This is a genomic window from Burkholderiales bacterium (genome assembly GCA_015075645.1).
Classification (GTDB): Bacteria; Pseudomonadota; Gammaproteobacteria; order Burkholderiales; family Casimicrobiaceae; genus VBCG01.
The window spans coordinates 168,657-194,474 of sequence record JABTUF010000002.1 but is presented as its reverse complement, the minus strand read 5'-3'; the positions used below and the strand labels follow the sequence as shown (position 1 = coordinate 194,474).

General features: G+C 71.1%; 26 protein-coding genes. 7 read left to right on the top strand and 19 right to left on the bottom strand.

The window, feature by feature from the left end; genetic code table 11:
- Positions 1–16: 16 nt before the first annotated feature.
- From HS109_04360 to HS109_04345, 4 genes are all read right to left on the bottom strand, one after another.
- Positions 17–988, bottom strand: a complete 972-nt coding sequence (locus HS109_04360; protein ID MBE7521602.1) for a tripartite tricarboxylate transporter substrate binding protein — start codon at positions 986–988, stop codon at positions 17–19.
- A gap of 87 nt (positions 989–1,075) precedes the next feature.
- A complete protein-coding gene (locus HS109_04355; GenBank protein MBE7521601.1) occupies positions 1,076–2,536 on the bottom strand; it encodes a long-chain fatty acid--CoA ligase in 1,461 nt (486 codons plus the stop codon).
- Positions 2,537–2,575: 39 nt separating this feature from the next.
- Complete coding sequence (locus HS109_04350; GenBank protein MBE7521600.1) at positions 2,576–3,859, bottom strand: D-amino acid dehydrogenase; 1,284 nt, start codon at positions 3,857–3,859, stop codon at positions 2,576–2,578.
- A gap of 8 nt (positions 3,860–3,867) precedes the next feature.
- Positions 3,868–4,242 carry a CbiX/SirB N-terminal domain-containing protein gene (locus tag HS109_04345; GenBank protein MBE7521599.1) on the bottom strand — a complete coding sequence of 125 codons (375 nt, stop codon included), beginning with the start codon at positions 4,240–4,242 and terminating at the stop codon, positions 3,868–3,870.
- A gap of 101 nt (positions 4,243–4,343) precedes the next feature.
- Here HS109_04345 and HS109_04340 point away from each other — a divergent pair, with 101 nt between their 5' ends.
- A complete protein-coding gene (locus HS109_04340; GenBank protein MBE7521598.1) occupies positions 4,344–4,997 on the top strand; it encodes a CoA pyrophosphatase in 654 nt (217 codons plus the stop codon).
- A gap of 48 nt (positions 4,998–5,045) precedes the next feature.
- Here the strand turns inward: HS109_04340 and HS109_04335 are convergent, their stop codons facing one another.
- Together HS109_04335 and HS109_04330 are read right to left on the bottom strand one after the other, a co-directional pair.
- Entirely contained in the window at positions 5,046–5,282 is a 237-nt protein-coding gene (locus tag HS109_04335; GenBank protein MBE7521597.1) for a hypothetical protein, read from the bottom strand.
- A gap of 116 nt (positions 5,283–5,398) precedes the next feature.
- Positions 5,399–5,773, bottom strand: a complete 375-nt coding sequence (locus HS109_04330) for a response regulator (GenBank protein ID MBE7521596.1) — start codon at positions 5,771–5,773, stop codon at positions 5,399–5,401.
- A gap of 150 nt (positions 5,774–5,923) precedes the next feature.
- Between HS109_04330 and HS109_04325 the strand changes: the two genes are divergently transcribed.
- Positions 5,924–7,672 carry a GGDEF domain-containing response regulator gene (locus HS109_04325; protein MBE7521595.1) on the top strand — a complete coding sequence of 583 codons (1,749 nt, stop codon included), beginning with the start codon at positions 5,924–5,926 and terminating at the stop codon, positions 7,670–7,672.
- A gap of 139 nt (positions 7,673–7,811) precedes the next feature.
- On the opposite strand, the gene HS109_04320 is transcribed toward HS109_04325, so the two are convergent.
- On the bottom strand, positions 7,812–9,059 hold the full coding sequence (locus HS109_04320; protein ID MBE7521594.1) for an EAL domain-containing protein: 1,248 nt from the start codon (positions 9,057–9,059) through the stop codon (positions 7,812–7,814).
- A gap of 176 nt (positions 9,060–9,235) precedes the next feature.
- On the opposite strand from HS109_04320, the gene HS109_04315 reads away from it, so the two are divergent.
- Together HS109_04315 and HS109_04310 are read left to right on the top strand one after the other, a co-directional pair.
- Positions 9,236–10,744 (top strand): response regulator, encoded by a 1,509-nt coding sequence (locus HS109_04315; GenBank protein ID MBE7521593.1) that lies wholly within the window; start codon positions 9,236–9,238, stop codon positions 10,742–10,744.
- Entirely contained in the window at positions 10,741–11,382 is a 642-nt protein-coding gene (locus HS109_04310) for a response regulator transcription factor (protein MBE7521592.1), read from the top strand. The genes HS109_04315 and HS109_04310 overlap by 4 nt, the downstream gene beginning before the upstream one ends.
- A gap of 22 nt (positions 11,383–11,404) precedes the next feature.
- Here HS109_04310 and HS109_04305 read toward each other — a convergent pair whose 3' ends face one another.
- From HS109_04305 to flgB, 12 genes are all read right to left on the bottom strand, one after another.
- Positions 11,405–13,219, bottom strand: a complete 1,815-nt coding sequence (locus HS109_04305; GenBank protein MBE7521591.1) for a GGDEF domain-containing protein — start codon at positions 13,217–13,219, stop codon at positions 11,405–11,407.
- A gap of 202 nt (positions 13,220–13,421) precedes the next feature.
- Positions 13,422–14,624 carry a flagellar hook-associated protein FlgL gene (gene flgL, locus HS109_04300; GenBank protein ID MBE7521590.1) on the bottom strand — a complete coding sequence of 401 codons (1,203 nt, stop codon included), beginning with the start codon at positions 14,622–14,624 and terminating at the stop codon, positions 13,422–13,424.
- Between the two features lie 2 nt (positions 14,625–14,626).
- The gene (flgK, locus tag HS109_04295; protein ID MBE7521589.1) at positions 14,627–16,561 is read right to left on the bottom strand and encodes a flagellar hook-associated protein FlgK; all 1,935 of its coding nucleotides are present in this window, start codon (positions 16,559–16,561) and stop codon (positions 14,627–14,629) included.
- 20 nt (positions 16,562–16,581) lie between these two features.
- The gene (gene flgJ / locus HS109_04290; protein ID MBE7521588.1) at positions 16,582–17,529 is read right to left on the bottom strand and encodes a flagellar assembly peptidoglycan hydrolase FlgJ; all 948 of its coding nucleotides are present in this window, start codon (positions 17,527–17,529) and stop codon (positions 16,582–16,584) included.
- A complete protein-coding gene (locus HS109_04285; protein MBE7521587.1) occupies positions 17,529–18,635 on the bottom strand; it encodes a flagellar basal body P-ring protein FlgI in 1,107 nt (368 codons plus the stop codon). Before HS109_04285 ends, flgJ begins: the two co-directional genes overlap by 1 nt.
- Positions 18,636–18,649: 14 nt before the next feature.
- On the bottom strand, positions 18,650–19,351 hold the full coding sequence (locus tag HS109_04280) for a flagellar basal body L-ring protein FlgH (GenBank protein ID MBE7521586.1): 702 nt from the start codon (positions 19,349–19,351) through the stop codon (positions 18,650–18,652).
- An 11-nt stretch (positions 19,352–19,362) separates the two neighbouring features.
- Positions 19,363–20,145: a flagellar basal-body rod protein FlgG gene (flgG, locus tag HS109_04275; GenBank protein ID MBE7521585.1), complete on the bottom strand. Its 783-nt coding sequence runs from the start codon at positions 20,143–20,145 to the stop codon at positions 19,363–19,365.
- Between the two features lie 19 nt (positions 20,146–20,164).
- Positions 20,165–20,908, bottom strand: coding sequence for a flagellar basal body rod protein FlgF (locus HS109_04270; protein ID MBE7521584.1), 744 nt, complete (start codon positions 20,906–20,908; stop codon positions 20,165–20,167).
- Between the two features lie 259 nt (positions 20,909–21,167).
- On the bottom strand, positions 21,168–22,385 hold the full coding sequence (gene flgE, locus HS109_04265; GenBank protein ID MBE7521583.1) for a flagellar hook protein FlgE: 1,218 nt from the start codon (positions 22,383–22,385) through the stop codon (positions 21,168–21,170).
- A 16-nt stretch (positions 22,386–22,401) separates the two neighbouring features.
- A complete protein-coding gene (locus HS109_04260; protein MBE7521582.1) occupies positions 22,402–23,244 on the bottom strand; it encodes a flagellar hook assembly protein FlgD in 843 nt (280 codons plus the stop codon).
- A 16-nt stretch (positions 23,245–23,260) separates the two neighbouring features.
- Positions 23,261–23,662 carry a flagellar basal body rod protein FlgC gene (gene flgC / locus HS109_04255; GenBank protein MBE7521581.1) on the bottom strand — a complete coding sequence of 134 codons (402 nt, stop codon included), beginning with the start codon at positions 23,660–23,662 and terminating at the stop codon, positions 23,261–23,263.
- Between the two features lie 11 nt (positions 23,663–23,673).
- Entirely contained in the window at positions 23,674–24,030 is a 357-nt protein-coding gene (gene flgB, locus HS109_04250) for a flagellar basal body rod protein FlgB (protein ID MBE7521580.1), read from the bottom strand.
- Between the two features lie 159 nt (positions 24,031–24,189).
- Here flgB and flgA point away from each other — a divergent pair, with 159 nt between their 5' ends.
- Genes flgA through HS109_04235 form a run of 3 tightly spaced genes read left to right on the top strand, consistent with a single transcriptional unit; the run spans position 24,190 to position 25,766 of the window.
- On the top strand, positions 24,190–24,924 hold the full coding sequence (flgA, locus tag HS109_04245; protein MBE7521579.1) for a flagellar basal body P-ring formation protein FlgA: 735 nt from the start codon (positions 24,190–24,192) through the stop codon (positions 24,922–24,924).
- 39 nt (positions 24,925–24,963) lie between these two features.
- Positions 24,964–25,260, top strand: a complete 297-nt coding sequence (gene flgM, locus HS109_04240; protein MBE7521578.1) for a flagellar biosynthesis anti-sigma factor FlgM — start codon at positions 24,964–24,966, stop codon at positions 25,258–25,260.
- Entirely contained in the window at positions 25,257–25,766 is a 510-nt protein-coding gene (locus tag HS109_04235) for a flagellar protein FlgN (GenBank protein MBE7521577.1), read from the top strand. Before flgM ends, HS109_04235 begins: the two co-directional genes overlap by 4 nt.
- The last annotated feature ends 52 nt before the right edge of the window (positions 25,767–25,818 follow it).

The following is a 25,818-nucleotide window of genomic DNA, read 5'->3' as shown; positions in this document are numbered from 1 at the left end:
GACCGCGGGCGCCGCTCTACTTCGCGAGCACCACGCCCGACTCGCGGATGACGCGCGGCCAGCGGGCGACGGCCTCGCGAATCTCCGCCGCGAATGCCTCGGGCGACGGCGACAGCGGCTCCATGCCCATCTGCGTGAAGCGTTCGCGGACATCGGGCAGCATGACGATGCGCGCGAACTCGGCATTGAGCCGGGCGATCACCGCCGGCGGCGTTCCCGCAGGAGCGAGCACCCCGTTCCACGGCGCCATCGCCGCTTGCGGGAAACCGAGTTCCACGATCGTCGGGACGTCCGGGAACGCCGAGACCCTGCGCTCGCGCATGACCGCGAGCGCGCGGACCTGCCCGCTCTCGAGGTAGGGGTTGAGGGGGCCCAGCGACGTCACGTAGACCGGGACTTCCCCCGAGAGCAGGTCCTGCCTCGCCTGGGCGGAATTCCCGTAGGGCACGTGCAACATGGGCGCATCGGCCTTGAGCGCGACGAGGCTCATCGCGAGATGGTGGATCGAGCCCACGCCCGCGGTCGCGTACGCGATGCCGCCGGGCGTGCGCCTCGCCCGTTCCAGCAGATCGGAGAGCGTCGACACGCCCGGCTTCGCGCTCACGAGGATCACGGCCGGCGGCTCCGCGAGTTTCGCCACCGGAGCGTACGACACCAAGGGATCCACCGCGGCGGATCCCATCGTCAGCGGGAGGAGCGTGATCAGCGAACCGGTGAACAGCAACGTGTAGCCGTCCGGTTTCGAACGGGCGACCTGCCGGCCGCCCAGGTTTCCGGAGGCGCCCGGGACGTTCTCGACCACGACCGGCTGCGCCAGTGCGTCGGCGAGCTTGCCCGCGACCAGGCGCGCCGCGGTGTCGATCTGCGTCCCTGCTCCGAACGGCACCACCATCGTGATCTGGCGGTTCGGATATGGCGCGGGGTCCGCGGCCCGAGCCGGCGCCGTCGCCAGCTCGTGCGCGCCGCAGAGCGCCGCGGTAAGAAGCAACGCCTCCGCACCCGGAAACCTGCCGGGAATCGTGGACCGAGGGAAGTGGCGTGCGCCGGACATCGCGCCGCGGATTGTAGCGTCGGTTCAGCGACCACGGGCGCGATTCCCGGGGCGGGTTCGCAACACCTTGCCCGCGGCGCTGCGCGGAAGCGCGTCGACGATGCGGATCCGTCGCGGTGCACGCGCGCCGAGCGCATCGCGGACCATCGCGAGGAGTTCGGCTTCGGTCGCGCCTCCCCGACGAAGGAGTTCGACGTCCGCCACCGGAATGTCGCCGAACGCGCCCGAGGGCTGCGCATACGCCAACGCGGCGCGCACGGCAGGATGGGTCTCGAGGACGACCTCGATCTCGGCCGGGTGGATGTTGATCCCCGAGAGACTCATCATCTCGTCGATGCGACCGGCGAGCCACAATCGCCCGTCGCGATCGAGTCGGCCGAGATCGCCAGGGTGATACCAGCCGCCGCGAAAGTGCCGGGCCGTGGCTTCCGGGTCGTCGAGAAACCCGCCGCCCATCGTCGCGCCGCGCACGCGGATTTCGCCGGCCTCCTCCGACGCGACCGGACGGCCATCCGCGCCGATGATCTCCACCTCGATTTCCGGCACGGGCCAGCCGACGCTGTCGTCGTCGATGTCGGGGGAAGCGCCGGGCCCGTCGAGCGTCGATGCGATGCGGCCGAATTCCGACGCGCCGTAGTGCACGTGGAGCGGCAGGCCGTGATGCGCGCGAAAACGCCTGCGCAACGCCGACGGAATCCGCGTGCCGCTGCCGTGCACGATCGTGCCTGACGGCAGGGGAATCGCGTCGTCCTGCACGAGACCCATCGCCTCGAGCACCGTCAGCTCGAGATGGGTGGGGTTCATCGCGCGGCACAGGGCGCCGGTGGACATCCTGGTCCGCGGCGCCTGCAGGATCGACGTGACTCCGAGCCACGCCGCATACAGGCGCCGCACATGCCCGGCCCGATGCTCGATCGCGTGCGACACGTACAAACGCTGTCGCGCGTTCCCGCGCTCCGACCGATGCACCGTCGTGGCACGCCAATCCACCGCCGCGAGATCCAGGTCGTAGATCTTGGCGCGGCCGGTGGTGCCCGAACTCGTGAACAGGAACCTCGGCCCATCCTGTCCGCCGTCGAGCGGTACCGCTGGCCGCACGGACGGCGAATCGCTCGACTCGGCGCTGCCCAGCACGATGACCGCGATGCCCGGCACCGCGTGCGCCGGATCGCTGACGACAACGCGCCTGACCGCGAGACGCCGGGCGAGGTCGATGCGCATTCCGAGCGGCGCGTGCGTCGCGAGGATCACCTGCCGGAGCCCGAGTGCCGCGAGCGCGAGGCTCACGATGAGATGCCCGGTTTCGTCCGGCACCGAGAAGCCGACGGTGTCGCCCGGCGCGCAGCCGTCGCGAACGAGCCTCGCCGCGCAGGCGTCCACGAGATGGACGAGTTCCGGGTAGCCGATCTCGCGGCCGGGCATGGCGATCGCGGCCACGGAATCGTGGAGCGCGTGTTCGCCGAGGCGCGCGCGTAGCGGGTTCATGGGCCGGCGGACAGCGGCGACGTCGCCGCCTGACCGCGATCATGCTCCGAAAGTCAGTCCGGCGAGCGGAATGTCGGAGCCTCGCCGCGCGATCGCATCGGCGACGATGCGGCCGCTCCCGAGCGCGAGCGTCCAGCCCAGCGCGCCATGGCCGACGTTGAGATAGAGGTTCGCGACGGGCGCGGCCCCCAGGATCGGACTGCCGAGCGGCGTCGCCGGGCGCAGGCCGCACCAGGGCGCGAGGCGTTCGAGCGGCAGCGAATAGTCGGTCGCGTCGGGAAACGCCGCGCGCGCCTCCGCGAGCAATTGGCGCAGGCGGACCGGGTCGGGCGCCTGGGACCAGCCCGCGATGTCGGCCATGCCGGCGACACGCAGCGTGGGCGACCCCGCAGACTCCAGCGGCGCGTAGACCACCTTGCGCTTGAAGTCGGTCACCGACAGCTTCGGCGCCGGGCCGGTCACCGGGAAGGTCAGGCTGTAGCCTTTGAGCGGATAGACCGGCAGGCGCAGGCCCAGCGGCTTGACGAGCCGGCCCGATGCGCTCCCCGCCGCGACGACGAACGCGTCGGCGTCGATCGGCCCCGACGAGGTGTCGACGGCGACCACGCGCTGGCGCTCGGCGACGAGACTTCGCACCTGCGTGCCGAGTTCGAAGCGCACCCGCGAGCCGTCCTGCATCAGCAAACGCTCGAGCCCGACGCAGAAACGGTAGCAATCGCCGACCTCCTCGCTCGGCGTGAGGATGCCGCCCACGAGGCGCGCGCCCAACCCGGTGGTGCCGCCGCCGAACGCGCCCTCGAGCGCGAGGCACCCGTCGCGGTCGAGCGCCTCCTGCTCGCAGCCGAGCGACCGTTGGTAGTCGACCAGGTCGCGCGCGTGCGCGAAGCCGTCGGGGTCGGAGTGCACGACGAGCTTGCCGTTGCGCGCATGCGCGAACTCGATCGACCCCGACGCGACGAAGTCCTGCATCAGGCGCCGGCTGTAGAACGACAGCGCGAGCAGGCGGCGCGTCGTCCGCTCCGAGGTTCTCTGGTTGCACGCCAGCACGAAGCGCAGCAGCCAGCGCCATTGGTCCGCGTCGAACTGCGGGGTGAAGCGCAGCGGCGAATCCCGGCGCAGCAGCCAGGGCGGGATCTTCGGCAGGACTCCGGGACCGGCGAGCGGCGCAACGTAGCTGTACGAGAGTTGCGCGCCGTTCGCGAAGCTCGTTTCGAGCGCGACGCCTTCGTTCCGGTCGATCACGGTCACCTCGTGACCGTCGCGCGCGAGCCACCACGCGGTGGACAGTCCGATGACCCCGGCTCCGAGGACGGCTACCCGCATCGCGACGGTCAGCCCCGCGCCGCGTCGACCACAGCTTGTGCCATCGCGTCCTGCACCGACGCGACGTCGCCCAGGGCCACGCTCGTGCGCACCCGCACACCGGGATGGTCGTGCGCGACCGCGTCGACGAGCTTCGGCACGTCGCGTCGCACGTGCCCGCCGACGCCGAGGAACGCGGGCACCACGACGAGTTCGTCGCAACCGGCGTCGACGAGCCTTTGGGCGGCTTCGGGAAGGTCCGGCGACAGGTGGTCGAGGAAGGCGAGCATGAGCGGCAAACCGGGCTCCAGTGCCGCGCAACGGATCGCCAACGCTTCCAGCGGCTCGGACCAACGCGGGTCACGCGCACCGTGAGCGAGCAGGAGGACGCCGCGCCGGGACATGCGCCGATTATAGAAGAGGCGTCCGAAGGCGCCTCGCGCCCGCGCGGTATCATCGACGGATCGGCCCGTCCTCGCCGAAGCCCTTCCCCGCCGTGCTTCCGCTGTTCGCCCTTCCCCGCCACGACCAGCGCCCCTGGATCGAGGCGCAACTGAAAAAGCCGGTGCCGCTCACCGCGCTCGGCCTCTCGGACGGTTTCCGCCTGCCGGGGCGCGAAGGCAAGGCGACGCCCGCTGCGGTGCTGGTGCCGCTCGTCAATCGCGCGGACGGACTCACCGTGCTGTTCACGCAACGCAGCGCCGATCTCCCCGACCATCCCGGCCAGATCAGTTTCCCGGGCGGGCGGATGGAACCCGGGGACGCCGACGCGGGAGCAGCCGCGCTTCGGGAGGCACGGGAGGAGGTCGGACTTCCCGGTTCGCGCGTGTCGCTCCTGGGCGAGCTCGCGAGCTACGAAACGGTGACCGGTTACCGCGTCACGCCGGTCGTGGGATGGGTCGAGCCGCCGTTCCCGATCATCGCCGATCCGGTCGAGGTCGCCGACGTGTTCGAGGTGCCGCTCACCTTCCTGCTCGACCCGGCGAACCAGCAGCGCAATTTTCGAATGCAGGGGCTCGTGCGGCGCGATTTCTGGGCGATTCCCTGGGGCGAACGCTACATCTGGGGTGCCACGGCTGCGATGCTGATGATCCTCGACCACACGTTGCGCGGATCGGCCGTGCACCGCAGGCCGGGCGGTCGGCGCCGGACTCCCTGAACCCGTTACACGCGCCGCGACCGGCGTCCGCAGCACGGGCGCGGCGCCTCATGCGGCCGCCCGCCCGCGTGCGACGAACGGGGACAGTTCCTCGCACACGCGCTCGAACTCGCGTTCGAGTTCGAGTGCCGCGAGTTCGAGCGCCGCTCCGTCGTCATCGGCCCGTCGCCGCAGGATCTCGCACAGGTCGAGCGCCGACTTCGCGCGGACGATCGCGAGCGAACCGGCGAACGCATGGAGCGCCTCGCGCAGCTGGCGGCGCGACCGCGTGCGCACTGCGCTCACGATGCGGGCGCACTGGGCGGTTCCCTCGGTTCGGAAGAGCTCGAGCGTGGACGCGAGGGCCGCGGGGTCGCGTCCGATCGCCTCGAAAAAGGCATGGGGGTCGCAGCGGGGCGAGGTCACCGGGCGCCCCGCCCAAGCGCGTGGTCGACCGCGGCGACCAGGGCCTCGCGCGTCGCGGGCTTGACGACGATGGCGTCGAACCCGGCGCGCCGGAACGCGGCTTGCTGGACCGGTACGGCGAACGACGTGTGGGCGAGCACCGGGAGCGTGCGCAGTCCCGATCGGGCCCGGATGGCGTCCAGGAGGTCGACGCCGCTCATGCCGGGCATCGCGATGTCGGTCAGCACGAGGTCGGGGCGTTCGACGTCGAGCCGGGCGAGCGCCGCGGCTCCGGAAGGCTCGACCGCGACGTCGTGCCCGGCGTGGGCGAGCTGAAGCCGCGCGAGGGTGGCGTTGAGCGGGTTGTCGTCCACGACCAGGATCTTCGCCATGCAGTGGGCCCTCAGCCGGCAGGGCGGCGATGCTCGCCCCGCGAACGTTGTCGGCCCCGGAAGCGGGAACTTGAGGGTCGAGGCTCAACATTTCCGCTGCCGCGCCGATAACGGGTCATTCGCCGGCCCTCGTTCGCGGACTCGCCACCGATGCCAGACGCGCTCAACCACATTCTGCTCGTCGAGGACGCGGAGGACGACGCCGCGCTCCTGATCGCCGAACTCTCGCGGCTCGACCGGGTGCTCGCCTTCCGTCGCGTCGAGACCGCCGAGGAGATGGTCTCCGCGCTCGACGAACGGTCCTACGACCTCGTCATCTGCGATCACCGACTGCCCCGCTTCGACTCTCGCGGCGCGCTCGCGATCATGCGATCCCGCGCGCCGGAGACGCCGTTCATCATCATGAGCGGGACCCTCGCCGAGGCCGAGGCGGCCGCGGCGATGGATTCGGGCGCCCAGGACTACATCGACAAGGGCAACCGCACGCGTCTCCTTCCGGTCGTCGAACGTGAGCTCCGCAACACGGGCCTGCGTCGCGCCAAACGGGACATCGAACAGAGTCTCGTCCACCTCACCTACCACGACACGCTCACCGGTCTCGCCAACCGGGACATGATGGCGCGCCTCATCGAGCACGCCGCCGCGCGGCCCGGCGCCCGCTCCCGGCTCGCGCTTCTGTTGCTCGACCTCGACCGATTCCGCCGCATCAACGATTCGTTGGGCCACACGGCGGGCGACCGCCTGCTCGCGGCGGTCGCGTTCCGCCTGCGGGAACGCTTCGGCGGGGCCGCGACGGTCGCGCGGCTGGGGGAAGACCGCTTCGCCCTGCTCTACGCGGACCTGGGCCACGCGGCGGAAGCGACCGCGGCGGCCGAACGGGTGAGCGCGTCGTTCGCCGAGGTGTTCCCGGTCAACGGCGACGAGCTCTCGATCAGCGCGTCGATCGGCATCGCCATCTACCCCGACGACGAATCGGATCCGCAGGAACTCGTCCACGCGGCGGAGCGTGCGATGCGCGACGCCAAGCAGGCGGCGCCCGGCGCGATCCGCCGTGCCGTCGCGCCGGCGCCATCGCGCGGCGCCGCGCGGGTCCGGCTCGAGGGCGCGCTGCGTCAGGCCGCGGCAAGACAAGAGTTCTTCCTCGTACATCAGCCGCTCGTGCGGACCTTCGACCGCCGCCCGCTGGGAAGCGAGGCGCTGATTCGCTGGCGCCATCCGCAACTCGGCGTGCTCGCGCCGGACCGGTTCCTGCCGCTCGCGGACGAGCTCGGGATGCAGGGCGACATCGGGCGCTACGCGCTCGGTACCGCGTGTCGGGAGGCCAGCGCCATGAGGGCCGAAGGCCTCGGCGAACTGACCGTGGCCGTGAACGTCTCGGCCATGGAGTTCCGGCGATCCGGATTCGCCGACGAAGTGCTGCGCGCGCTCACCGAGAGCGGCCTTCCCGGCGATCGGCTCGAGCTCGAGATCACGGAGACGGCGGTCATGCAGGACGCCGGCGCGTCGATCGCGGCGCTGCGTCGCCTCAAGCGAATGGGGGTGTCGATATCGGTCGACGACTTCGGAACCGGCTACTCGTCGCTCTCCTATCTCCGGCGCCTGCCGATCGACATCCTGAAGATCGACCGCAGTTTCCTCGCCGACCTCACCCGGCAGAGCGACAACCACGCGATCGTCCGCACGATCGTGGCCCTCGCCAAGACCCTCCGGCTCGGCATCGTCGCCGAGGGCGTCGAGACCATCGACCAGTTCACGCTGCTCGCCGACCTCGAGGTCGACCGCGTGCAAGGCTACCTGTTCGGCGTGCCCGGCCCGCACTCCTCGATCGCGCGGCTCGCGCGGAGCGTGGCACCGGCGCCGTTCCTCAACGCTACCAGCGCGGCATCGCGGGCTGCCTGACGCACGAAGTCGTCGAGACGCTGCCGGTCCCCGGAAGGCGCGGGCCGGACGTTTCGGGAGGCGTGATGGAATCCGGCGGGGACGCGGCTCAGACGCCGCGTTCGCATCCGCCGCGGATGCGGCGGGCTCGCACGGCTGCTCAGGCGGCGCGGCCGAGCTGCCCCGCCCAGGTCATTGCGTGGAGCTGGACGTGCAGGAGGCGGCTGCGATCGACCGCGGGCAGCGCCTCGAGCACCGAGCGTACTTCGACGCCGTCGGGTCGTTCCAGCGCGATGGCGAGGCGCAGGAGCGCGCCGAGCCGGCCCTCGCGGCGCAGGAGCGCCGCGCACACCGGGTCGGGCAGGCCGAGCGATGCGACGATCTCCTCGATCGGGATCCCGAGCAGCGCGTCCATCGGCGACAGGATGCCGGTCATGAACGCGAGATCGGCGGCCTGGCGGTCGGCGCCCTGCATCGATGTCGCGACCAGTTCCATCAACTTGCCGCGCACGGCGGCGAGCTGCAGGAGCGGGCTCGACAGCGACCGGTTGCCTCGGTCGGCCGTGTACAGCAGCAGCTGCAGCCAGACGGTGAGCTGCCGCAGGCCGAGCATGGTCAACGCGTGGCGCAGCGAGGTGATCTTCTGACCCCGCGTCAACCCGGCCGAGTTGACCAGGCGCAGCAGGCCTACCGACAGCGTGGGATGGCGTTTGAACTCGGCCTCGATCCTGGCGAGTTCGCCGTCCTGCGCGGCCAGCGTGAGGATGCGCATCAGCGCGAGCTGGGCGGGCTGTGCGCGCCGCGCGGACAGGACCTGCGGTCGGGCGAAATGGAAACCCTGGAAATACGGAAAGCCGAGCGACCGGGCGAGCTCGAACTGCTCGGCGGTCTCGACCTTTTCGGCGACGAGCGTCACCCCCAGGGGCCGCAGCTGTGCGACGATCTCCGGGACCAGCAGCGGATCGAGGTTGTGGAAGTCGACCTTGACCACGTCGATCGCGTCGCCGAGCGATTCGAGCTCGTCGAAGTTGCCGATGAAACTGTCGACCGCGATCCTGAACCCGCGCCGCCGCAGCGCCGAACAGCGCTCCGCGGTCGCCGACTCGATCATCCGCCGTTCGAGGAGTTCGAGCACGATGCGCCGCGGCGGAAGCGTCTCGAGCAGGTCGCTCTCGAGGAACTCCGCGTCGACGTTGAGGAAACCGTCGAGCGGTCCCAGCACGCGATCGAGCCCGATGTCGCCCAGGGCGTGCGCGATGACTGTCGATGTCGCAACGACGTCGTCGCGCACCGTCGCCGCGTCGGTGTCGGCCGAGCGGAACAGGATTTCGTAGGCTACGAGTTCGCGCGCAGCATCGAGGATCGGCTGTCGGGCGAGATAGATGGTGTCGGTGCCGTGGGAGGGCAACGAGGGTTCTGCCGGTGCCATGGGTGCGCTGCGGGTCATCGTCGATGCGGCGCCGGACCGAAGCGCGCCACCGTCTCCCCGAACTATCGGATTCGACGGCGCAAACTTGAGCCGGCTGCGGCTACAATCGCGGTGCGCTCGCCCCGTCGCAGGACCGGGCGGGCCCTCGCCGACCCATGCCCGCACCCGTCGAAAGCCTGTCGCTCCTCGTCGTCGAAGACTCCGAGGACGACTACGCGCTGATCATCGCGAGCCTCGGCAGGGCCGTGCCGCAGTTCGTCGCGCAGCGCGTCGACTCCGCCGGCGCGCTTCGGGACGCGCTCGCTGCCGGGCTGCCCGACGCAGTCATTTCCGACCACCGCTTGCCGCGCTTCTCCTCGTTCGAAGCGCTGAAGCTGGTCCGATCGTTCGACGCCGAACTGCCGTTCATCATCGTCTCCGGCACGATCGGCGAGCACACCGCGGTCGAGGCGATGCGCGAAGGCGCCAGCGACTACCTGATGAAGGACGACCTGACGCGGCTCGCACCGGCGCTCGTTCACGCGCTCGATGCGGCGGCGGTTCGCAGACGGCGTCGCGAGGTCGAGGCGGCGCTGGTCGACAGCGAGGCGCGCCTGCGGGCGCTCGCCGCGAATCTGCCGGGCATCGTCTTCCAGGTCGAGAAGGTCGGCGGCGAGTTCCGGCTGCTCTACGTGAGCGACGGCGCGCGTCGGTTGCTCGGCATCGATCCGGAGACCCTCGTCGCGGGGCCGGCGGCGCTTTTCGATCGCCTGCCCTCGGCGGAGGTGCAGCAGGTCGTCGCCGCCTTTCGGGGCGCCGTCGAGCACGCGGCGCCGGTACGTTGGGTCGGTCGCGTGCCGCTGCGCGAACCCGGCGGCACCGAGTGGCTCGAGATCGTCGCGAGCGCGCGGCGGACCGGGAGCGAGAGGATCGTCTGGGACGGTCTCGCCGTCGACGTGACACCGCTCGTCCGCGCCGAACGCGCCCTCGGCCAGTCCCGCGAGGAACTCCGCGAGTTGGCGCAGCACCTGTCGCGCCTCGCCGAGCGGGAGCGCGAACTGCTGGCGCGCGAATTGCACGATGAGGTGGGAAGCACGCTGACGGGTCTGCGCTTTCAGCTCGCCTGGTTGCGCGGCCAGCTCCGGGACGACGAGCGCTACGCTGCTCCGCTCCGGCGCGCCGATGAGCTGGTCGAGGCGGCCATCGGCGCCTCGGCGCGCATCATGCAGGACCTGCGCCCGCCGATCATCGACGCGGGCATCGTGCCGGCGCTGGAGTGGCTGGTGCGCCGCTACGCCGAGCGCATGGACACGACGGCCGTCTTCGAGGGACCGGGCGACGAACTCACGCTGACGTCCGAGGAGTCGATCACGGTGTTTCGCATCGCGCAGGAGGCTTTGAACAACGCGGCCAAGCACGCCCGGGCCCATCGGGTCGACGTGCGTTTCGCCGCCACGGACTCGGAGATCGGACTGGAGGTGATCGACGACGGACTGGGCATCGCCGAGACCGACCTCGGGAAGACCGACCGGTTCGGGTGGCGGGGCATGCGCGAGCGCGCTGCCGCGCTGGGCGGTCGGATCGAGATCTCGCGGGGCGGCGAAGGCGGGACGATCGTGCGCCTCGCGCTGCCGCGCCAGCGCGCGGGGGCGCCGGCGCACGAGGCGCGGAGCGTCGCCGGATGATCCGAGTGGCGCTCGCCGACGATCACGCGGTGGTCCGCCAGGGCCTCTCGCAGATCCTGTCCGCGCAGTCCGACATCCGGGTGGTCGCGGAGGCGTCCAACCACGGCGAGACGCTGCAGATGCTGCGTACGTACCCGTGCGACGTGTTGATTCTGGACGTCGCGATGCCCGGCCGGAGCGGCATGGACACGCTGAAGCAGGTCAAGGCCGAGCATCCGAAGCTGCCCGTGCTGATCCTGTCGATGTATCCGGAAGACCAGTACGCGTTCCGTGCCCTCAAGGCGGGCGCGGGCGGCTACCTGACCAAGATGGCGGCGGTCGACCAGGTCGTGCACGCGATTCGAACCGTCGCGTCCGGCCGCAAGTACATCACGATCGAGCTCGCCGAAGTCCTCGCCGACGGTCTCGAACGCGGCGACGACGTTCCGCGGCCGGAGGTCCTGTCGGATCGCGAGTACCAGACGCTGCGCATGATCGCGCAGGGACACCGGATCCAGGAAATCGGCGAGGCACTCTCGCTGTCGCCCAAGACCGTGTCGGTCTATCGTGCCCGCCTGTGCCAGAAGCTCCGTCTGGGCACGACGGCCGAGCTCACGCGCTACGCGATGGAGCACGGACTGCTCGACGAACCTCGCTGACGAGAGGATCGAGACTCCCGGCCTACTCGGTGACGACCCGATTGCGTCCCGCCTGCTTGGCGGCGTAGAGCGCCCGGTCGGCGCGGGCGATCAGCGCGTCGCGCAGCTCGCCGGGCATGCGCTGGACGACGCCGGCGGAAAACGTGATCAGGACGCGCTGGTGCTCGTGCATGAAGATGCGCTTGGTCAGCTCGCGCTGGACGCGCTGGACGACGGCCGCCGCCTCGTCGAGCGGTGCTTCGGGCAGCAGGATCACGAACTCCTCGCCCCCGAAGCGCGCGACGACGTCCGTGGGGCGAATCGATTCGCGCACGATGCGCGTCAGATGCACGAGCACCTGGTCGCCCGCGGGATGGCCGTACTGGTCGTTGATCTTCTTGAAGTGGTCGATGTCCATCAGCGCGAGGCACATCGGCGTGTTCTGGCGGTCGGCGCGCGCGGCCTCGACATGGAAGGCGCGCGCGAGGCCGCGGCGGTTCAGCAACTCGGTGAGCTGGTCCTCGTGCAGCCGTTCGCTGACCGTGGCGAGCTCGGTCTCGAGGCGCCTCACCTCGGCTCCGAACGCGTCGACGCGGCCGCGCGCCTCGACCAGTTCCGAGTGGGTGCGCTGGAGATCGGTCTGCACGCCCCGCGTGTCGTCCATCAGCGAAACCACGAGATCCGAGAGTTGCGGCAGGCTGTCGGCCTTCGCGATGCGCTGCGAGTACCCGGCGAGGCGGTCGTGGTAGTGGCTCGTGTCCTCGACGATCGTGCCGACACGGTCGATGAACGTCGTCACCATCGTCTTGAGCGCGCCCTTCGCGTCGTCGATGCTCTTCTTCAGCATCCCCTGCTTGAGCACGATGTCGCGCAGCGCCCCCTCGAGCACGTCGATCGTCCGATGGTCGACCGGACCGGCGGCGAGCGTCGCCAGGGCGGTGAGCTGCCCCTGGAGCCACGCGTCGTCTCCGACCAGTTCGGCCGTGTTGACGAGCACGAGGTTCAGGATGCGAAGCAGTCCCCCCTGGATGGCGATCGCGTCGTCTCCGAAGCGTTCGAGCAGCACGCTCAGGTGGCGCGAGCGGGTGCGCAGCGATTCGACGCCCTCGCCATCGGCGAGGGCGCGCACCTCGCCCGCGAGCATCGCCGCCTCGCCCAGGATCTCGGCGCAGAAGACGCGCCGCTCGGCGATCCCGGGCGCGAGGAGTTCGGCCAACGCCTCGCGCAACGACTCGGCGACGGCTCCGTCGAGCGGGGGCGGCGCCAGCGCGACCGCTTTCCCCTCGAGTACGGCCGCGGCCTCGCCGCCGGCCTCTCCCGCGGGCTCGCCGGCGAACGTCGGCGCCGGACCCGTCGCGGTGCCGTCGGCGGCCCAGCTCCGGACGAGGCCCCGCAGTCGCGCCGCCAGCGTTTCCTGCGAGGTCGCGAAGGCCGTGAGCACGTGATCGAGGGATTCGCGTTTGCGGGCGCGGGTCACGGTCGGAGTGACGGAGTCCCACTCGTGCAGGAGTTCGCGGATCAGCGGCGCCCAGGGCGCGTCGCCGCGTTCGAACTGCGGCGCCGGTGCCGTGAGACGCTTGAGCGCGAGCTTGGCCTGCGGCCAGTCGCCGGTGGAGACCGCCTGCCGGAACGCGCGTGCGTCGATGTCCCCCTCGCCGCGCACGCGCTGGAGATCGTCCGCGAGTTCGGCGAGCATCGGCGATGCGGCGATCGCGGCGGCGCGCTGATGCGGCGCCGCGATCTCGAGGTAGACCCGGGCGTAGTTGTCCGGCGTCGCCTGCAGTCGGCGCGCGAGGAGTTCCTTCAGCGTCGCCCGCGCGAGGTCGGCCGGTCGCGTGAGGTCCCGCACGCTGGACATGCCGTCACCCCTCTCGGCGCGAGCGCTGCCGGGCACGCCCCGCGAAGAAGCGCAGCGTCGATCGGAGCGGACGGCGGGACGAAGGCATCGGCGCGGCCGCCCGGTGCGGCGTGCCCCGCAGGAGAGCCGAGCGAACGCGTCGGAGTCGAGTCGTCATGGGCGGGTCCGCGTGGTCGCGCGCGTGGAGTTGCGCAGAGCTTCCCTAGAGGTAGTCGAACAGCGAGAGCTGGCTCATTCGGGCGTAGGTGCGCTGCGATGCCTCCAGCGCGACCTGTTGTCGCGTGAACGCCGACACCGCGGAGGCGTAGTCCAGATCCTGAAGGCGGGCGAGAGACGAGGTCTGGCGCAACGCCCGGTCCTCGTGACCGAACGCGAGCGCGTCGAGTTCGCGCAACCTCGCGCCGATGCCGGCGCGTGCGGTGAGCACGTGTTCGAGGGCCTGGTCGACATCCTGCAGGCCGGTGTTCAGCGCGTTCGTCAACGCCGCTCGCGACGCCGGATCGACCACCGGCGTCGCGAGCGCTTCCGCGAGCGTCGTCAGCGCCTGGAACACGCTTTGCGTCCCCGCCGGCGCGAGCGAGACCGCGTCGGTGTTCGCCGGTGCCCCGGTGATCGTGACCTGGCGTCCGGCCACCGCGATCGCATCGCCCGGGACGTAGGCATTTCCGGACGACAAGGTCATGCTCGTCGTGACGTTCACGATGTCGTAGGTCGTCGTGCCGCCGCTGACGGCGAAGCGGATCTCGTAGGTCGCCTGATCGGTTGCGCCGACGCTCGCGAGACGACCCACCACGGCCGTGCCGACGTTCGACGGCGCGGGCGTCGCGCTGAATCGGCCGTTGCCGGTGCGCGCCGACATGAACACGTCCCGGCCGTTCTCGCGGACCGGCATCGATCGACCGTCGGCGACGTCGAGCTCGGGCCGCCCGTCGTCTCCGTCGTAGGCCACGCTTCCGCCGATCCGCGTGAACGGCGCGGTCAGGTCGCGGAACCCCGCGAACAGGTAGCGTCCTTCCCCGTCGGTCGCGTTGGCGAGTCCGAGGAGCTCCTCGATCCGGCCGCGCAGATCGACCGCGAGGCTCGCGCGGTTGGCGTCGTCGAGCGACGGGTTGCCCGCGGCGACGACCTGATCTCGGACCGATTGCAGCAACGAGGTCGCCTGCGCGAGCACCGATTCGGTCATGCCGAGGCCGTTCCCCGCGTTGCCGACGTTCTCGGCGTATTGCGCCGTGCGCGACTGCGACTCGGCGATGCCGATCGCCTGGGCCGACGCGACCGGATCGTCGGAGGGCCGGAGCATGCGTCGGCCCGTGGCGATCTGCTCCTGGGCGCGCGCGAGCTCGGCCTGGCGCTCGATCAACTGGCGCACCGCGGCGTCGTGCATCATCGAAGTCGACACGCGCATCGTCAGCCCCGGCCGATGGCGAGGATCGTTTCGAAGAGGCTCGCGGCGACCTGAATCACCTTCGCCGATGCCTGGTAGGCCTGCTGGTAGCGCTGCAACGCGGCGGCCTCCTCGTCGAGATTGACGCCGGAGATCGAGTCGCGCGCGGTGTCGATTCGCGTCTGCACGGCCGACTGGGCGGCGCGCTCGCTGTCCGCGGCGTGGGCGGCCTGACCGATGCCGGCCACGAGTTCACCGTAGGCGCCGGCGAAGCTCGCTCGGCCCGCGACGAGGTTCGCCGACGCGAGGGCCGCGAGCCGCTGCATGTTCCTGTTGTCGCCGACGCCGGCCACGTTGGGCGACAACGTGAAGGAATCGCCGTTCGCGGGGGTCCCCGACATCGTGAACGACAGCCCGCCGAAGCTCACCTTCGCGCCGTCCGTCCAGGGCACCGGCGCGGCAGGCGGATAGGGAGTCGTGACGCCGCCCACGGTCACGCTCACGGCGACGGCCGGGAATCCCGACAGCGTCGCCGTCCCGGAAGCGAACGACAGCGTCATCGGCGCGGCGAGCGGCGTGCTCCAGTACGAAGCGTCGTTGGCGATGGCGGCGAGCGTCGCACCGCCGCGGTTCGCGCCGGCCGAGGCGCCGATCACCGGCGAGGCGGCGGCGAGCCGCGCGGGGTCGGTCAGCGCCACCGCCAACCCGCCGGCGGCGGCCCGCACCGGCTCGATGCGGTAGCGATCGCCTGCGACCATCGCTCCGGACACCTGCGCGATCTGGAATCCGTCGACCGTCTGCGGGAGCGAAGCGAAGGTGCTCGCGGTGCCGTCGGAGAGGCGCGTGAGCGTGAAGCCGGCACCGTCGTAACGCAGGTCGTAGTCGCTCGCGACGAGCGCGCCGGCGTCGCCGATCGTCACCGCGAGCGCGCCGTTCCCGGTGTTGCCCGACCACGCGCGCACCGTGGATGCCGGGAGCGAGAACAGGTCGCCGCCCGGGTTGCCGTTCTGGTCGAGACCGAGGCGATGCTGCGCGTTCATCGACAGCGCGACCGTCGTCGCGAGCCGGCCGAACGCGTTCTGCGCATCGGTCAGCGCACCGTCGCGGAACGCGACCAGTCCGCCCAGCGAACCACCGGTCAGGTCGCTCGCGCGAAGAGGCGCGAAACCTCCCACCGACAGCCCGATCTCGCGATCGGCCGGCGACGCCCTCGACGCGCGCACCGACAGCCCGGCCGCCTCGTCGCCGACGACGAGACCCTGCCCGGAAGACAGGTACACGTTCATGCTGCCGTCGTCCTGGATCGCGGTGCGGATGCCGATCGATTCCGCGAGCCGGGCGGCGGCGGCGTCACGGCGATCGAGCAGGTCGTTCGGCGGCGTCGACGCGTCGGCGCTCGCGAGCGCGATCTGCCGGTTGAGTTCGCCGATCTCGGCGGCGTCTCCGTTGATCGACGCCACGATCGTGTCGATGCGCCCGTTGATCGACCGCCGGCTCGCGACCAGTTCTCCGTCGATCGTCGCGAAGCGCGAGGCCAGCGCCCGCGCGGCACCCAGCGCCGCCACGCGCGACGGCGTGTCGGACGCGTGTGCGGCGACGCCGTTGAGCCCCGCGAAGTACTCGTCGAGCACCGGCGAGAGGCCTGCGGTCGGGTCGGCGAACAGGTCGTCGAGTCCGCGGAGCTCGGTCGACGAAGTCGTGAGGCTCGACAGCTCGGACAGCGAAGTCCTCGACTGCAGCACCAGGAAGTCGCCGTAGATCCGGCGCACCGACTGCAGGTCGACGCCCTGTCCGAAGTACCCGTCGCCGGTGTACAGGGGGCGCGAAGCCGTCTGCAGCGCCACCTGGCGGCTGTATCCGGGCGTGTTGACGTTGGCGATGTTGTGGCCGGCCGTCGCGAGTCCCGCCTGTGCGGCGTGGAGGCCGGTCAACCCGATGCCGAAGATGCCGCTTCCCATGGCCTAGCCGCGCTCGCACCTCATGCGCCGCGGACCGGCGCACGAGACTTATCGGCGATCGCCGACGGAAATTGAGCCGCCGACGGAGCGTAGCGGCCGACCATCGCGATCGCCCGCTCGAGTTTGCGGGCATAGTCCGGATCGGTCGCGTAGCCCGCGTGCTGGAGCCCGTGCGAGAACGTCCTGGGATTCGCGGCGTTGCTCACCGCGCCCGCATAGCGGGGGCCGGACAGGAGCTTCGCATAGTCGTCGAACGCATCGGCGTACGAGGCGTAGGCCCGAAACGCTGCGGCGACCGGCCGGGCGACGCCGTCGACCACTTCGCGCGTCGAGGCGACCACCGAGGCGCCGGTCCAGCGCGTCCCGGCCTTGATTCCGAACAGGTTGAAGCTGGGTGCGCCGTCGGCCGCCCTGGGCTGATGCCGGCCCCAACCGGTCTCGAGCCCTGCGTGCGCCACCAGCCAATCCGCCGACACCCCCAGCGCTTTCGCGGCGGCCTCCGCGTGCGGCCGGACCTCGTCGGCGAAGCGACGCACGGAGTCGACGATGCCCGCAAGGCCCCCGGGAGCGGCTCCGGCGGGCGGCGCGGCCGCGCGAGCCGGTGTGACCGCGGGCCGGGCGGGCGCCGAGCCGGTCGCGGGGGACCCGCCGCCGCGCGCCGCGATCTGGCGTTCGATCTGCCGCTGCAACGCGCTCGCGATCCCGGTACCGCGGCCGGCGATCTTCTCGGCGATCTCGCGATCGTACAGTCCGGTCCACGTGCGCTGGGCGTCGCTCGACAACGGGCCGTCCTGCTGCGGCGTCGCCTCGCGCATGGCCTTGAGGAGCTGCTGCATCAGCAGCGCCTCGAACTGCTTCGCGGCGCCGGCGGCCGCCCCCTTCGGGTCGTCGCGGGCCCGCTGCCTCAGCGCATCGAGGCCCCGCGAATCGATCGCGAGACCCGCAGCTCCGGCGTTGTGGCGGGTCATCAGATGATCTCGATCTCGGCCTTCAGCGCGCCGGCCGACTTCATCGCCTGCAGGATCGCGAGGAGATCCTGCGGCGAGGCGCCGAGCATGTTCAGCGCCCGCACCACGTCGGCGAGGCGGGCACCCGCGGAGAGCGCGACCAGGTTCTGTCCTTCCTGCTTGACGTCGATCTGCGCGCGTTCAGTGACGACCGTCCGTCCCTGCGAGAACGGCGCGGGCTGCGAGATGACCGGATCGCTCTGGATGGTGACCGTCAGGTTGCCGTGCGCGACCGCGCACTCGTCGAGCGTCACCGACCGGTTCATCACGATCGAGCCGGTGCGTGCGTTGATGACGACACGCGCCGCCGGTCGCGCCACTTCGACGTCGACGGCTTCGAGCTCGGCGAGGAAGGCCACCCGTTCGTCGGGGGACGACGGCGCCGCGACGCGGATCACGCGCCCGTCCTGTGCGGCGGCGACCTGCCGCGCGAACCGACGGTTGATCGCATGAGCGACGCCGGTCGCGACACCGAAATCGGAATCGCGGAGCTCGAGCTGCACGAACTCGCCGGGACCGAGGGTGGTGGGCACCGCGCGCTCGACCGTCGCCCCGCTCGGAATGCGGCCGGCGTTCAGCTGGTTGATCTGGGTCTTGCTGCCGCCCGAGGACGCCCCCGCTCCCGCGACCGCGACGTTGCCCTGGGCCATGGCGTAGATCTGGCCGTTCGCGCCCTTGAGCGGCGTCATCAGCAGGGTGCCGCCACGCAGGCTCTTGGCGTTGCCGAGCGAGCTCACCGTCACGTCGACTGCCTGACCCGGCTGGGCGAACGCCGGCAGTTGCGCGGTGACCATCACGGCCGCGACGTTCTTCAACTGCAGCTGCTGGCCGGACGCCGGCAGGTTGATCCCCATCTGCGAGAGCATCGCCTGCAGGCTCTGCGTCGTGAACGGCGTCTGCGTGGTCTGGTCGCCGGTTCCGTCGAGGCCGACGACGAGACCGTAGCCGATCAGCTGGTTCACGCGCGCACCCTGCACGTCGGCCAGGTCCTTGACCCGTTCCGCCCGCACCGGAGCGATCGCGAGCGCCAGCGCGATCGGCAGGACGAACAGAGAACTCGCTCGCATCATGCGGTCCCCCGTCAGAACGGCATCGCCGACTGGAGGAAGCGGGCGAGCCAGCCCATCGTCTGCGCCTCGTCGATGTACCCGCTCCCGCGGTACTCGATGCGCGCATCGGCGACCGTATTCGACGACACCACGTTGCCCGCCAGGATGAATGTCGGATTGACGACGCCGGAGACGCGGATGAATTCCGAGCCCTGGTTGATGCCGATCTGCTTCTCTCCGGCGACGAGCAGGTTGCCGTTGGGCAGGACGTCGATGACGGTGACCGCGATCGCCCCGGTGAACACGTTGTTCGCCGCCGAGTCGCCCCCGCCGGCGAATTCGTTCCTGCTGTCGGCCTTCAGGCTTCCGCCGGGCGTGCTCCAGGTCCCGAGCTGGATGTCGGGCACGACGAACGCCAGTCCGCCCTTGCGGTCGGCGTTGGTCGTCGCGCTCTTGCTCGCGGCGACCTTCTCGTTGATCAGGATCGTCAACGTGTCGCCGACATTGCGTGCGCGGCGATCCTCGAACAACGGCTGGTAGTTCGCGTAGGCGGCGTACTGCGGCTGGAAGATCGCCCCTCCGTTCGGCGCCTGGGCGAGCGGCAGCGGCATCGCCGGCCGGGTCGTCAACGGCTGGTGGACGTCGACCTGCCGGAGCGCGTCCTTCGCGCAGCCGGCACCGAGCACCAGCACGGCGAGCGCGACGAGCGCGGCGACGGGGCGCGAAGCGGTCATGGCGGCGCCGTTCACAGCTGGGACAGCCGCTGCAGCATCTGGTCGGAGGTCTGAACCGCCTTCGAGTTGATCTCGTAGGCGCGCTGCGTCTGGATCATCGCGACCAGCTCCTCGACGACGTTGACGTTCGAGGTCTCGACGAAGCCCTGCTGCAGCACGCCGGCGCCGTTGCTGCCCGGCGCGTTGACGGTCGGCGAGCCCGACGACGCGGTCTCGATCAGCAGGTTCTCGCCGCGCGCCTCGAGTCCCGCGGCGTTCACGAAGGTGGCGATCTGGATCGACCCGACCTGCGTCGGCTGCGCCTGCCCGGGCTGCGTGACCGAGACGACGCCGTCGCGGCCGACCGTCACCGACTGGGCGTTGGACGGAATCGTGATCGCCGGCGAGACCGCGTAGCCGCTCGACGTGACGAGCTGGCCCTGGTTGTCGAGGTGCAGCGAGCCGTCGCGCGTGTACGCGGACGTGCCGTCGGGGAGCGTGATCTGCAGATAGCCCTTGCCGTTGATCGCGACGTCGAGCGGATTGCCGGTCTGCTGGAGGTTGCCCTGCGTGTCGATGCGCTCCGTGGCGACCGGACGCACGCCGGTGCCGACCTGCAGGCCGGTCGGCAGTTGCGTCTGCTGCGAAGACTGGGCGCCGGGCTGGCGCAAGGTCTGGTAGAGCATGTCCTCGAACACCGCGCGCGAGCGCTTGAAGCCGGTCGTGCCGACGTTCGCGAGGTTGTTGCTGATGACGTCGAGCTGCAGCTGCTGCGCGTCGAGGCCGGTCTTCGCGATCCAGAGCGAGCGGATCATGGCGTTTCCTTCGTGGGCGTCAGCCGCCCGGACTGAGGAGCTGCGAAGCGCGCTGATCGTTCGCTTCGGCGTACTGCAGGAGCTTCATCTGCATCTCGAACTGGCGCGCGAAGCCGATCATGTCGACCATCGCGTCCACCGTGTTCACGTTGCTGCCCTCGAGGGCGCCCGACGTGAGGCGCGCCGCGTCGTCGGCATCGAGCGGGCCACCCCCCGGGGTGCGGAACAGGCTGTCCGCGCCCTTGACGACGCCGCCTTCTCCCGGCGTCACGAGCTTGAGCCGGCCGAGCACCTGCACGTTGGCGCTGCCCTGCGACTCGACGACGGCGGAGACCGTGCCGTCCCGGGCGATCGCCAGGCGCGCGCCTTCGGGTACGGCGATCGGGCCGCCTTCGCCCAGCACGGTGAGACCTCCGTGCGTTCGCAGCTCCCCGTCGGACGAGATCGCGAGGCGGCCGGCGCGCGTGTAGGCCTCGAGGCCGTCGCGTGACTGCACCGCGAGCATCGCGTTGCCGTCGAGCGCGACGTCGAGCACGCGACCGGTCTGCTCGACCGGTCCGGGCCGCATGTCCGCCCCCGGCGTCGTCGCCACGGCGTAGGCACGGGTGCCGGGCGCGGCCCCGACCACCGGCACCACGCGGAATGCCAGGCTGTCGGCCTTGAAGCCCGGCGTGCCGGCCTGCGCGAGGTTGTTCGCCGCGACGGCCTGCTGCTGCAGGATCTGCTGCGCACCGGTCATCGCGATGTAGGCGAGACGATCCATGGCGGCTCCGTCGTCGGGTCAAAGGGCGGGCGCGAGCCCTGCGCCCGTGATGCGAGTTCCGTGGCGCCGGCGCAGGCGCGCCGGGCGACGCCGGCCCGTCGACCCCGGAACGGCCACGGGATCCGACCGCACTGTCGGGCGGTGCGCCTCGACCGGTCGGACGCGCCCGCGCGACGAAGGTGCCGAGGCCCCGCGAACGCCCCGCCGAGCGGTGCGCGACGCAACGATGCAGGATTCGTCCATGGCTCGCCGGACGGCGCTAGCGCAGGTTGACGAGCGTGTTGAGCACCTGATCCTGGGTCTTGATCGTCTGGGCGTTGGCCTGGTAGGTGCGCTGCGCCGTGATCATCTCGACCAGCTCCTGGGTGAGATCGACGTTCGATTCCTCGATCGCGCCCGACTGCAGCACGCCGAACTGGCTCGTGCCGGGCGTCCCGGGCAGCGGCTGGCCCGACGCGGCGGTCTCGCCCCAGGCGTTGTTGCCCAGCGGCTGCAACCCCTGCGGGTTGGCGAAGGCCGCCAGCATGACCTGACCCAGCGTGCGCGACTGCCCATTGCTGTAGCGTCCGAGAATCGTGCCGTCGTCGCTCACCGCGTAGCCTGCGAGCGCCCCGGCCGCGAAGCCGTCCTGGTTCAGCGTGTCGACGGCGAACGGACTGCCGAACTGCGTGGCGTTGGCGAAATCGAGCGTGAACGCGAACGGCGTCGTCGCGCCGTTGGCGAGCGGCGCAGAGACGGGAAACGGCAGCGTCGTGGCACCGGTGTCGAGCGTGCCGTCGGTGGTGAAAGCGAGCGTCCCGAGCGTTCCGGCGATGGCGACGCCGTCCAGGGCCCCGTAGACCGACCAGGTGTTGGCTGCGGTCTTGACGTAATACGTCGACATCGCGTGCGAGTTGCCCAGGCTGTCGTAGATCGTGATGGCGGTCGCGCGGTTGTAGGTCGTCGGGTCGGAGATGTCGAAGGGCGCCGAAATCACCGCGTCGCGCGCGTCGAGGTTGAGTCCGATGTCGCCCTCGGTCGTCGCGGTCGCCTGGAGTTGCTGCGCCGACACCTGCAGCGGCCCGGGGTTCGCCACGAGCAGCGTGCCGCCCGCATCGACGCCGTAGCCGGTCAATCGCGCGCCCGACGCGTTGACGATGAATCCGTCCTTGTCGAGGTGGAACTGGCCGTTTCGCGTGTAGCTGATCGACCCGCCGCTTTCGACGCGGAAGAACCCGTTGCCGTTGATCGCGAGGTCGAGAGGGTTGCTGGTCGTACGGATGTTCCCCTGCACGAGGTCGGGCTGCACCGCCGCCACGCGCACGCCGATCCCGGCGCCCATGCCGCCCGCCGAGGCGAGCGAGTTGGCGTACACGTCGGCGAAGAGCGTGGCCGCCGCCTTGAATCCCACGGTCTGCGCGTTGGCGACGTTGTTGCCGATGACGTCGAGGCTCGCCGCCGCCGCGTTCAGCCCGGACAACCCTTGCTGGAATCCCATGTTGGCTCCTTGAATGTCAGTTGAACGTGCGGACCTCGTCGAGGCCGATGCTGCCGAGGTCGCCCAGCACGAGCCGCGGCCCCCCGTCCGCCGCGTCGACCCCGGTCACCGTCGCGATGGTCATCGTCCTCGCCGTCACGGGACCGTCCCGGCCGGTCGCGGCGACCGCGAACGTGTACCTGCCCGGTGCGGCGGCGGCGCCCGCGTCGGTCTTCCCGTCCCAGCCGAAGTGCTGCTCGCCCGCGGGATGCGCGCCGAGATCGATCGTGCGAACGACCGCACCGGCGGCGTCCTTGATCGTCACGACGACGGACGTCGCCGCTGCGCCGAGCGCGTAGCCTCCCCGGGAGGGTTCGTCCGAACCCGGGCGGATCGCGTTGCCGTCGACCACCACCTCCCGGCCGAGCAAGGCGGCCGCCTGCAGGGTGCGCGCGGCGGACTGCGCTTCGCCGAGCGCGAGCAGCGTCTCGTTGATCCGGTTGATGCCCGTGACCGTCGACAACTGCGCGAGCTGGGTCGTCACCTGCGCGTTGTCGAGCGGGTTCAACGGATCCTGGTTGCGCAACTGGGCGACGAGCAGCGTCAGGAAGCGCTCCGCCGCCTCGTTGCTCCCGGTGGACGCGCCGCGCGAAGCCGAGGCGTCGGCCGTCCGGGCGGCGTCACCGGACTTCACGACCGGCAGCGCAGCCTTCTCCTGCGGCCGTTTCGGCGCGCCCTCGCCCGAGACGCGTTCGGCGTCGATGCGCTTCGTGACCGGCTGGGCACGCGCGGCGGCGGGCGCGACGGGCGCCGCCGCGGCCCCCGCGCGTGACCCGAGAATCGTCCGTGCGGCGGCATCGATGAGGCTGATGGGATTCATGCGGGATCCTCGTGCATCACTGTCCGAGCGTCAGAACCTTGGCGAGCAACGTCCTCGTGGTGTTCATCACCTCGACGTTCGACTGGTAGGCTCGCGACGCCGAGATCATGTTGACCATCTCGTCGACGACGCTGACGTTGGGCATCGTGACGAAGCCGGCGGCGTCGGCCAGCGGATGGCCGGGGCGATGTTCCTTCCGGCCGGGGGCGGAATCGGTCACGATGCCGTCGACCGCGACCTTCGAGAGCCCGTCCGGTCCCGACACCGCGCGGAACACGACCTGCTTGGCCCGGTACGCGCTGCCGTCGGGACCGACGAGGCTCTCGGCGTTCGCGAGGTTGCTCGCGGTCACGTTCAGCCGCTGCGACTGCGCGGTCAGCGCGCTGCCGGCGATGTCGAAGACGTTGAAGAGGTTCATCGTGGGTCCTCCTAGCCGGCGAGCGCGGTCAGCATCGAGCGAATCTGGGCATTGAGCGCCTTGAGCGCGGCCTCGTAGCGAATCGCGTTGTCGGCGAAACGGGCGCGCTCGCCGTCCATGTCGACGGTGTTGCCGTCGAGGGCGTCCTGGACGGGTTGGCGAAAGAGGAGCGTGGGCGCCGGCGCGCCCCCGATCGCGCCGGAGGCGCGGGTCGCTGCATCGAGCGCCCGGGCGAAATCGAAATCGACCGCCTTGTAGTTCGGCGTATCGGCGTTGGCGATGTTCGACGCGATGACGCCCTGACGCTCGGCGCGCAGCCGCAGCGCCGCGGTCTGGAGGCTCAGGTATTCGTCGAGGCGGTCGATCATCGGTCGGACTCCTTGGTGTGCGGATGGTGAGCCGAGAGGGCGGATCCCGATGCGCCGAGCAGGACGCGAAAAGCGCGTCATTTCCCCCGATCGGCGCGTCGCGCCCGCGCGTAGATTCGCCCCATCGTCCGGCGAGCGCCGGACCCGCCGGAGATGCCGATGCCCCGCCGCTGGCTCCTCGCCGTCGCCCTCGCCGCCCTCCCCTTCGGACCCGCCCTCGCGTCGCCGGTCGCACCGGACGGGTTGTCCGATCGCATCCGGCTCCTCGTCGACCGCGACATTCCCGAAGGCGTGGACGTGGAGATCGAGGTGGGTGCGATCAATCCCGGGCTCGTGCTCGCGCCCTGTTCGCGCCTGGAGCCTTCGCTGCCCTCCGGTGGCCGGCTGTGGGGGCGCACGAGCGTGCGCGTCCGCTGTGTCGAGGGCGCGTCCTGGACCGTCTGGGTACCGGTCAACGTCCGCGTTTGGGGCGACGCTCTGGTGGCGTCGCGCGACCTCGCGCGTGGCGTGCCGATCGCGGCCGACGACCTTCGAACCGCGCGCACCGAGCTCACGCGGCACGGCCATGCAGCGGCGCTCGGTGCGGATCTCGCGATCGGACGGCTCCCGGTGCGCTCGATCGCCGCGGGCGAGCGGATCCATCCCGAACTGCTGCGTACCCCGCCCATCGTCCGCGCGGGCGATCCGGTCCGGATCGTGCTCGTCGGTCGAGGATTCGCGATCGGCGCCGATGGCAAAGCGCTCGGGGCGGCCGCCGAAGGTCAGACGGTGGCGGTCGCGCTGACCCAACCCGGAGCGCCCGGCACGAAGGCGCTCTCGGGGGTTGCCCGTCCCGGCGGCATCGTCGAGGTCCGGGACCGCACGCCCTCAACTTCGGTCGCGTTGCGCCGATAATCACCTGCCGGCGTCCCGCCGCCGCTCCCAGGACCGACCATGAAGATTCCGCCGTCCGCCGATCTCAACGCACGCGCGACGTCCACCGCCGAGACGGGCACCCGACGAGCCGAGGCCTCCGTGGCGAACGCGAACACGCCGGGCCGTGACCGGGTCCAGCTCTCGACCCTCGCCACCGGTGACGTGAAGGCGACCGCGGACGCCTCGTTCGACCACTCCCGGGTCGAAGCCATCAAGGAGGCGATCCGGAACGGCACGCTCACCGTCGACCCCGGCGCAGTCGCGGACCGCATGGTCGCGCAGGCGCTCGCCCTGCTGGACCGGCAACGCGAATGACCCGGGATCCTCGCCTCCCCGAGGCGGGTGCTTCGCCCGCCGATGTCGTCGCCGCGGAATGCGGCGGTCTTTTCGTGCTGTGCGATCTGTTGCGCGCCGAGCAGGAGGCGCTCAGGGCCGCGGACGCCGCGCTCGTGGCCGATCTCGCACGACGAAAGGGCGAGGAAATCGCCGTGGTCGACCTGCGCACGCGCGCCCGCGAAGCGGCGATGCGCGCGCGCGGCTTCCCCGTCTCGGCGCTCGGCCTCGTCCTCTGGCTCGGCGAGCATCTGGGCGCCGGCGAAGCCGCCGCCCGTCGCGACGCCCTGCTCGCGCTCGCCGACGAGGCGCGCCGACTCAACGGCCAGAACGGCGCGCTGATCGCGCGACTGCAGCGTCATGTCGACGGGGCCTTCGCCTCGATCGCCTCCGCGGCGGGCGCGGATGTTCTCTACGACCCGCGGGGCTTCGCCCGCGCCTGCGCGCCGGTCCGCTCGATCGAGACGCGGCGGGGTCTCTCCGCGTGATCCGAGACGATCCGCGCCTGCGCCGGCCCGGGCGCACCTGGACCTCCCTCCG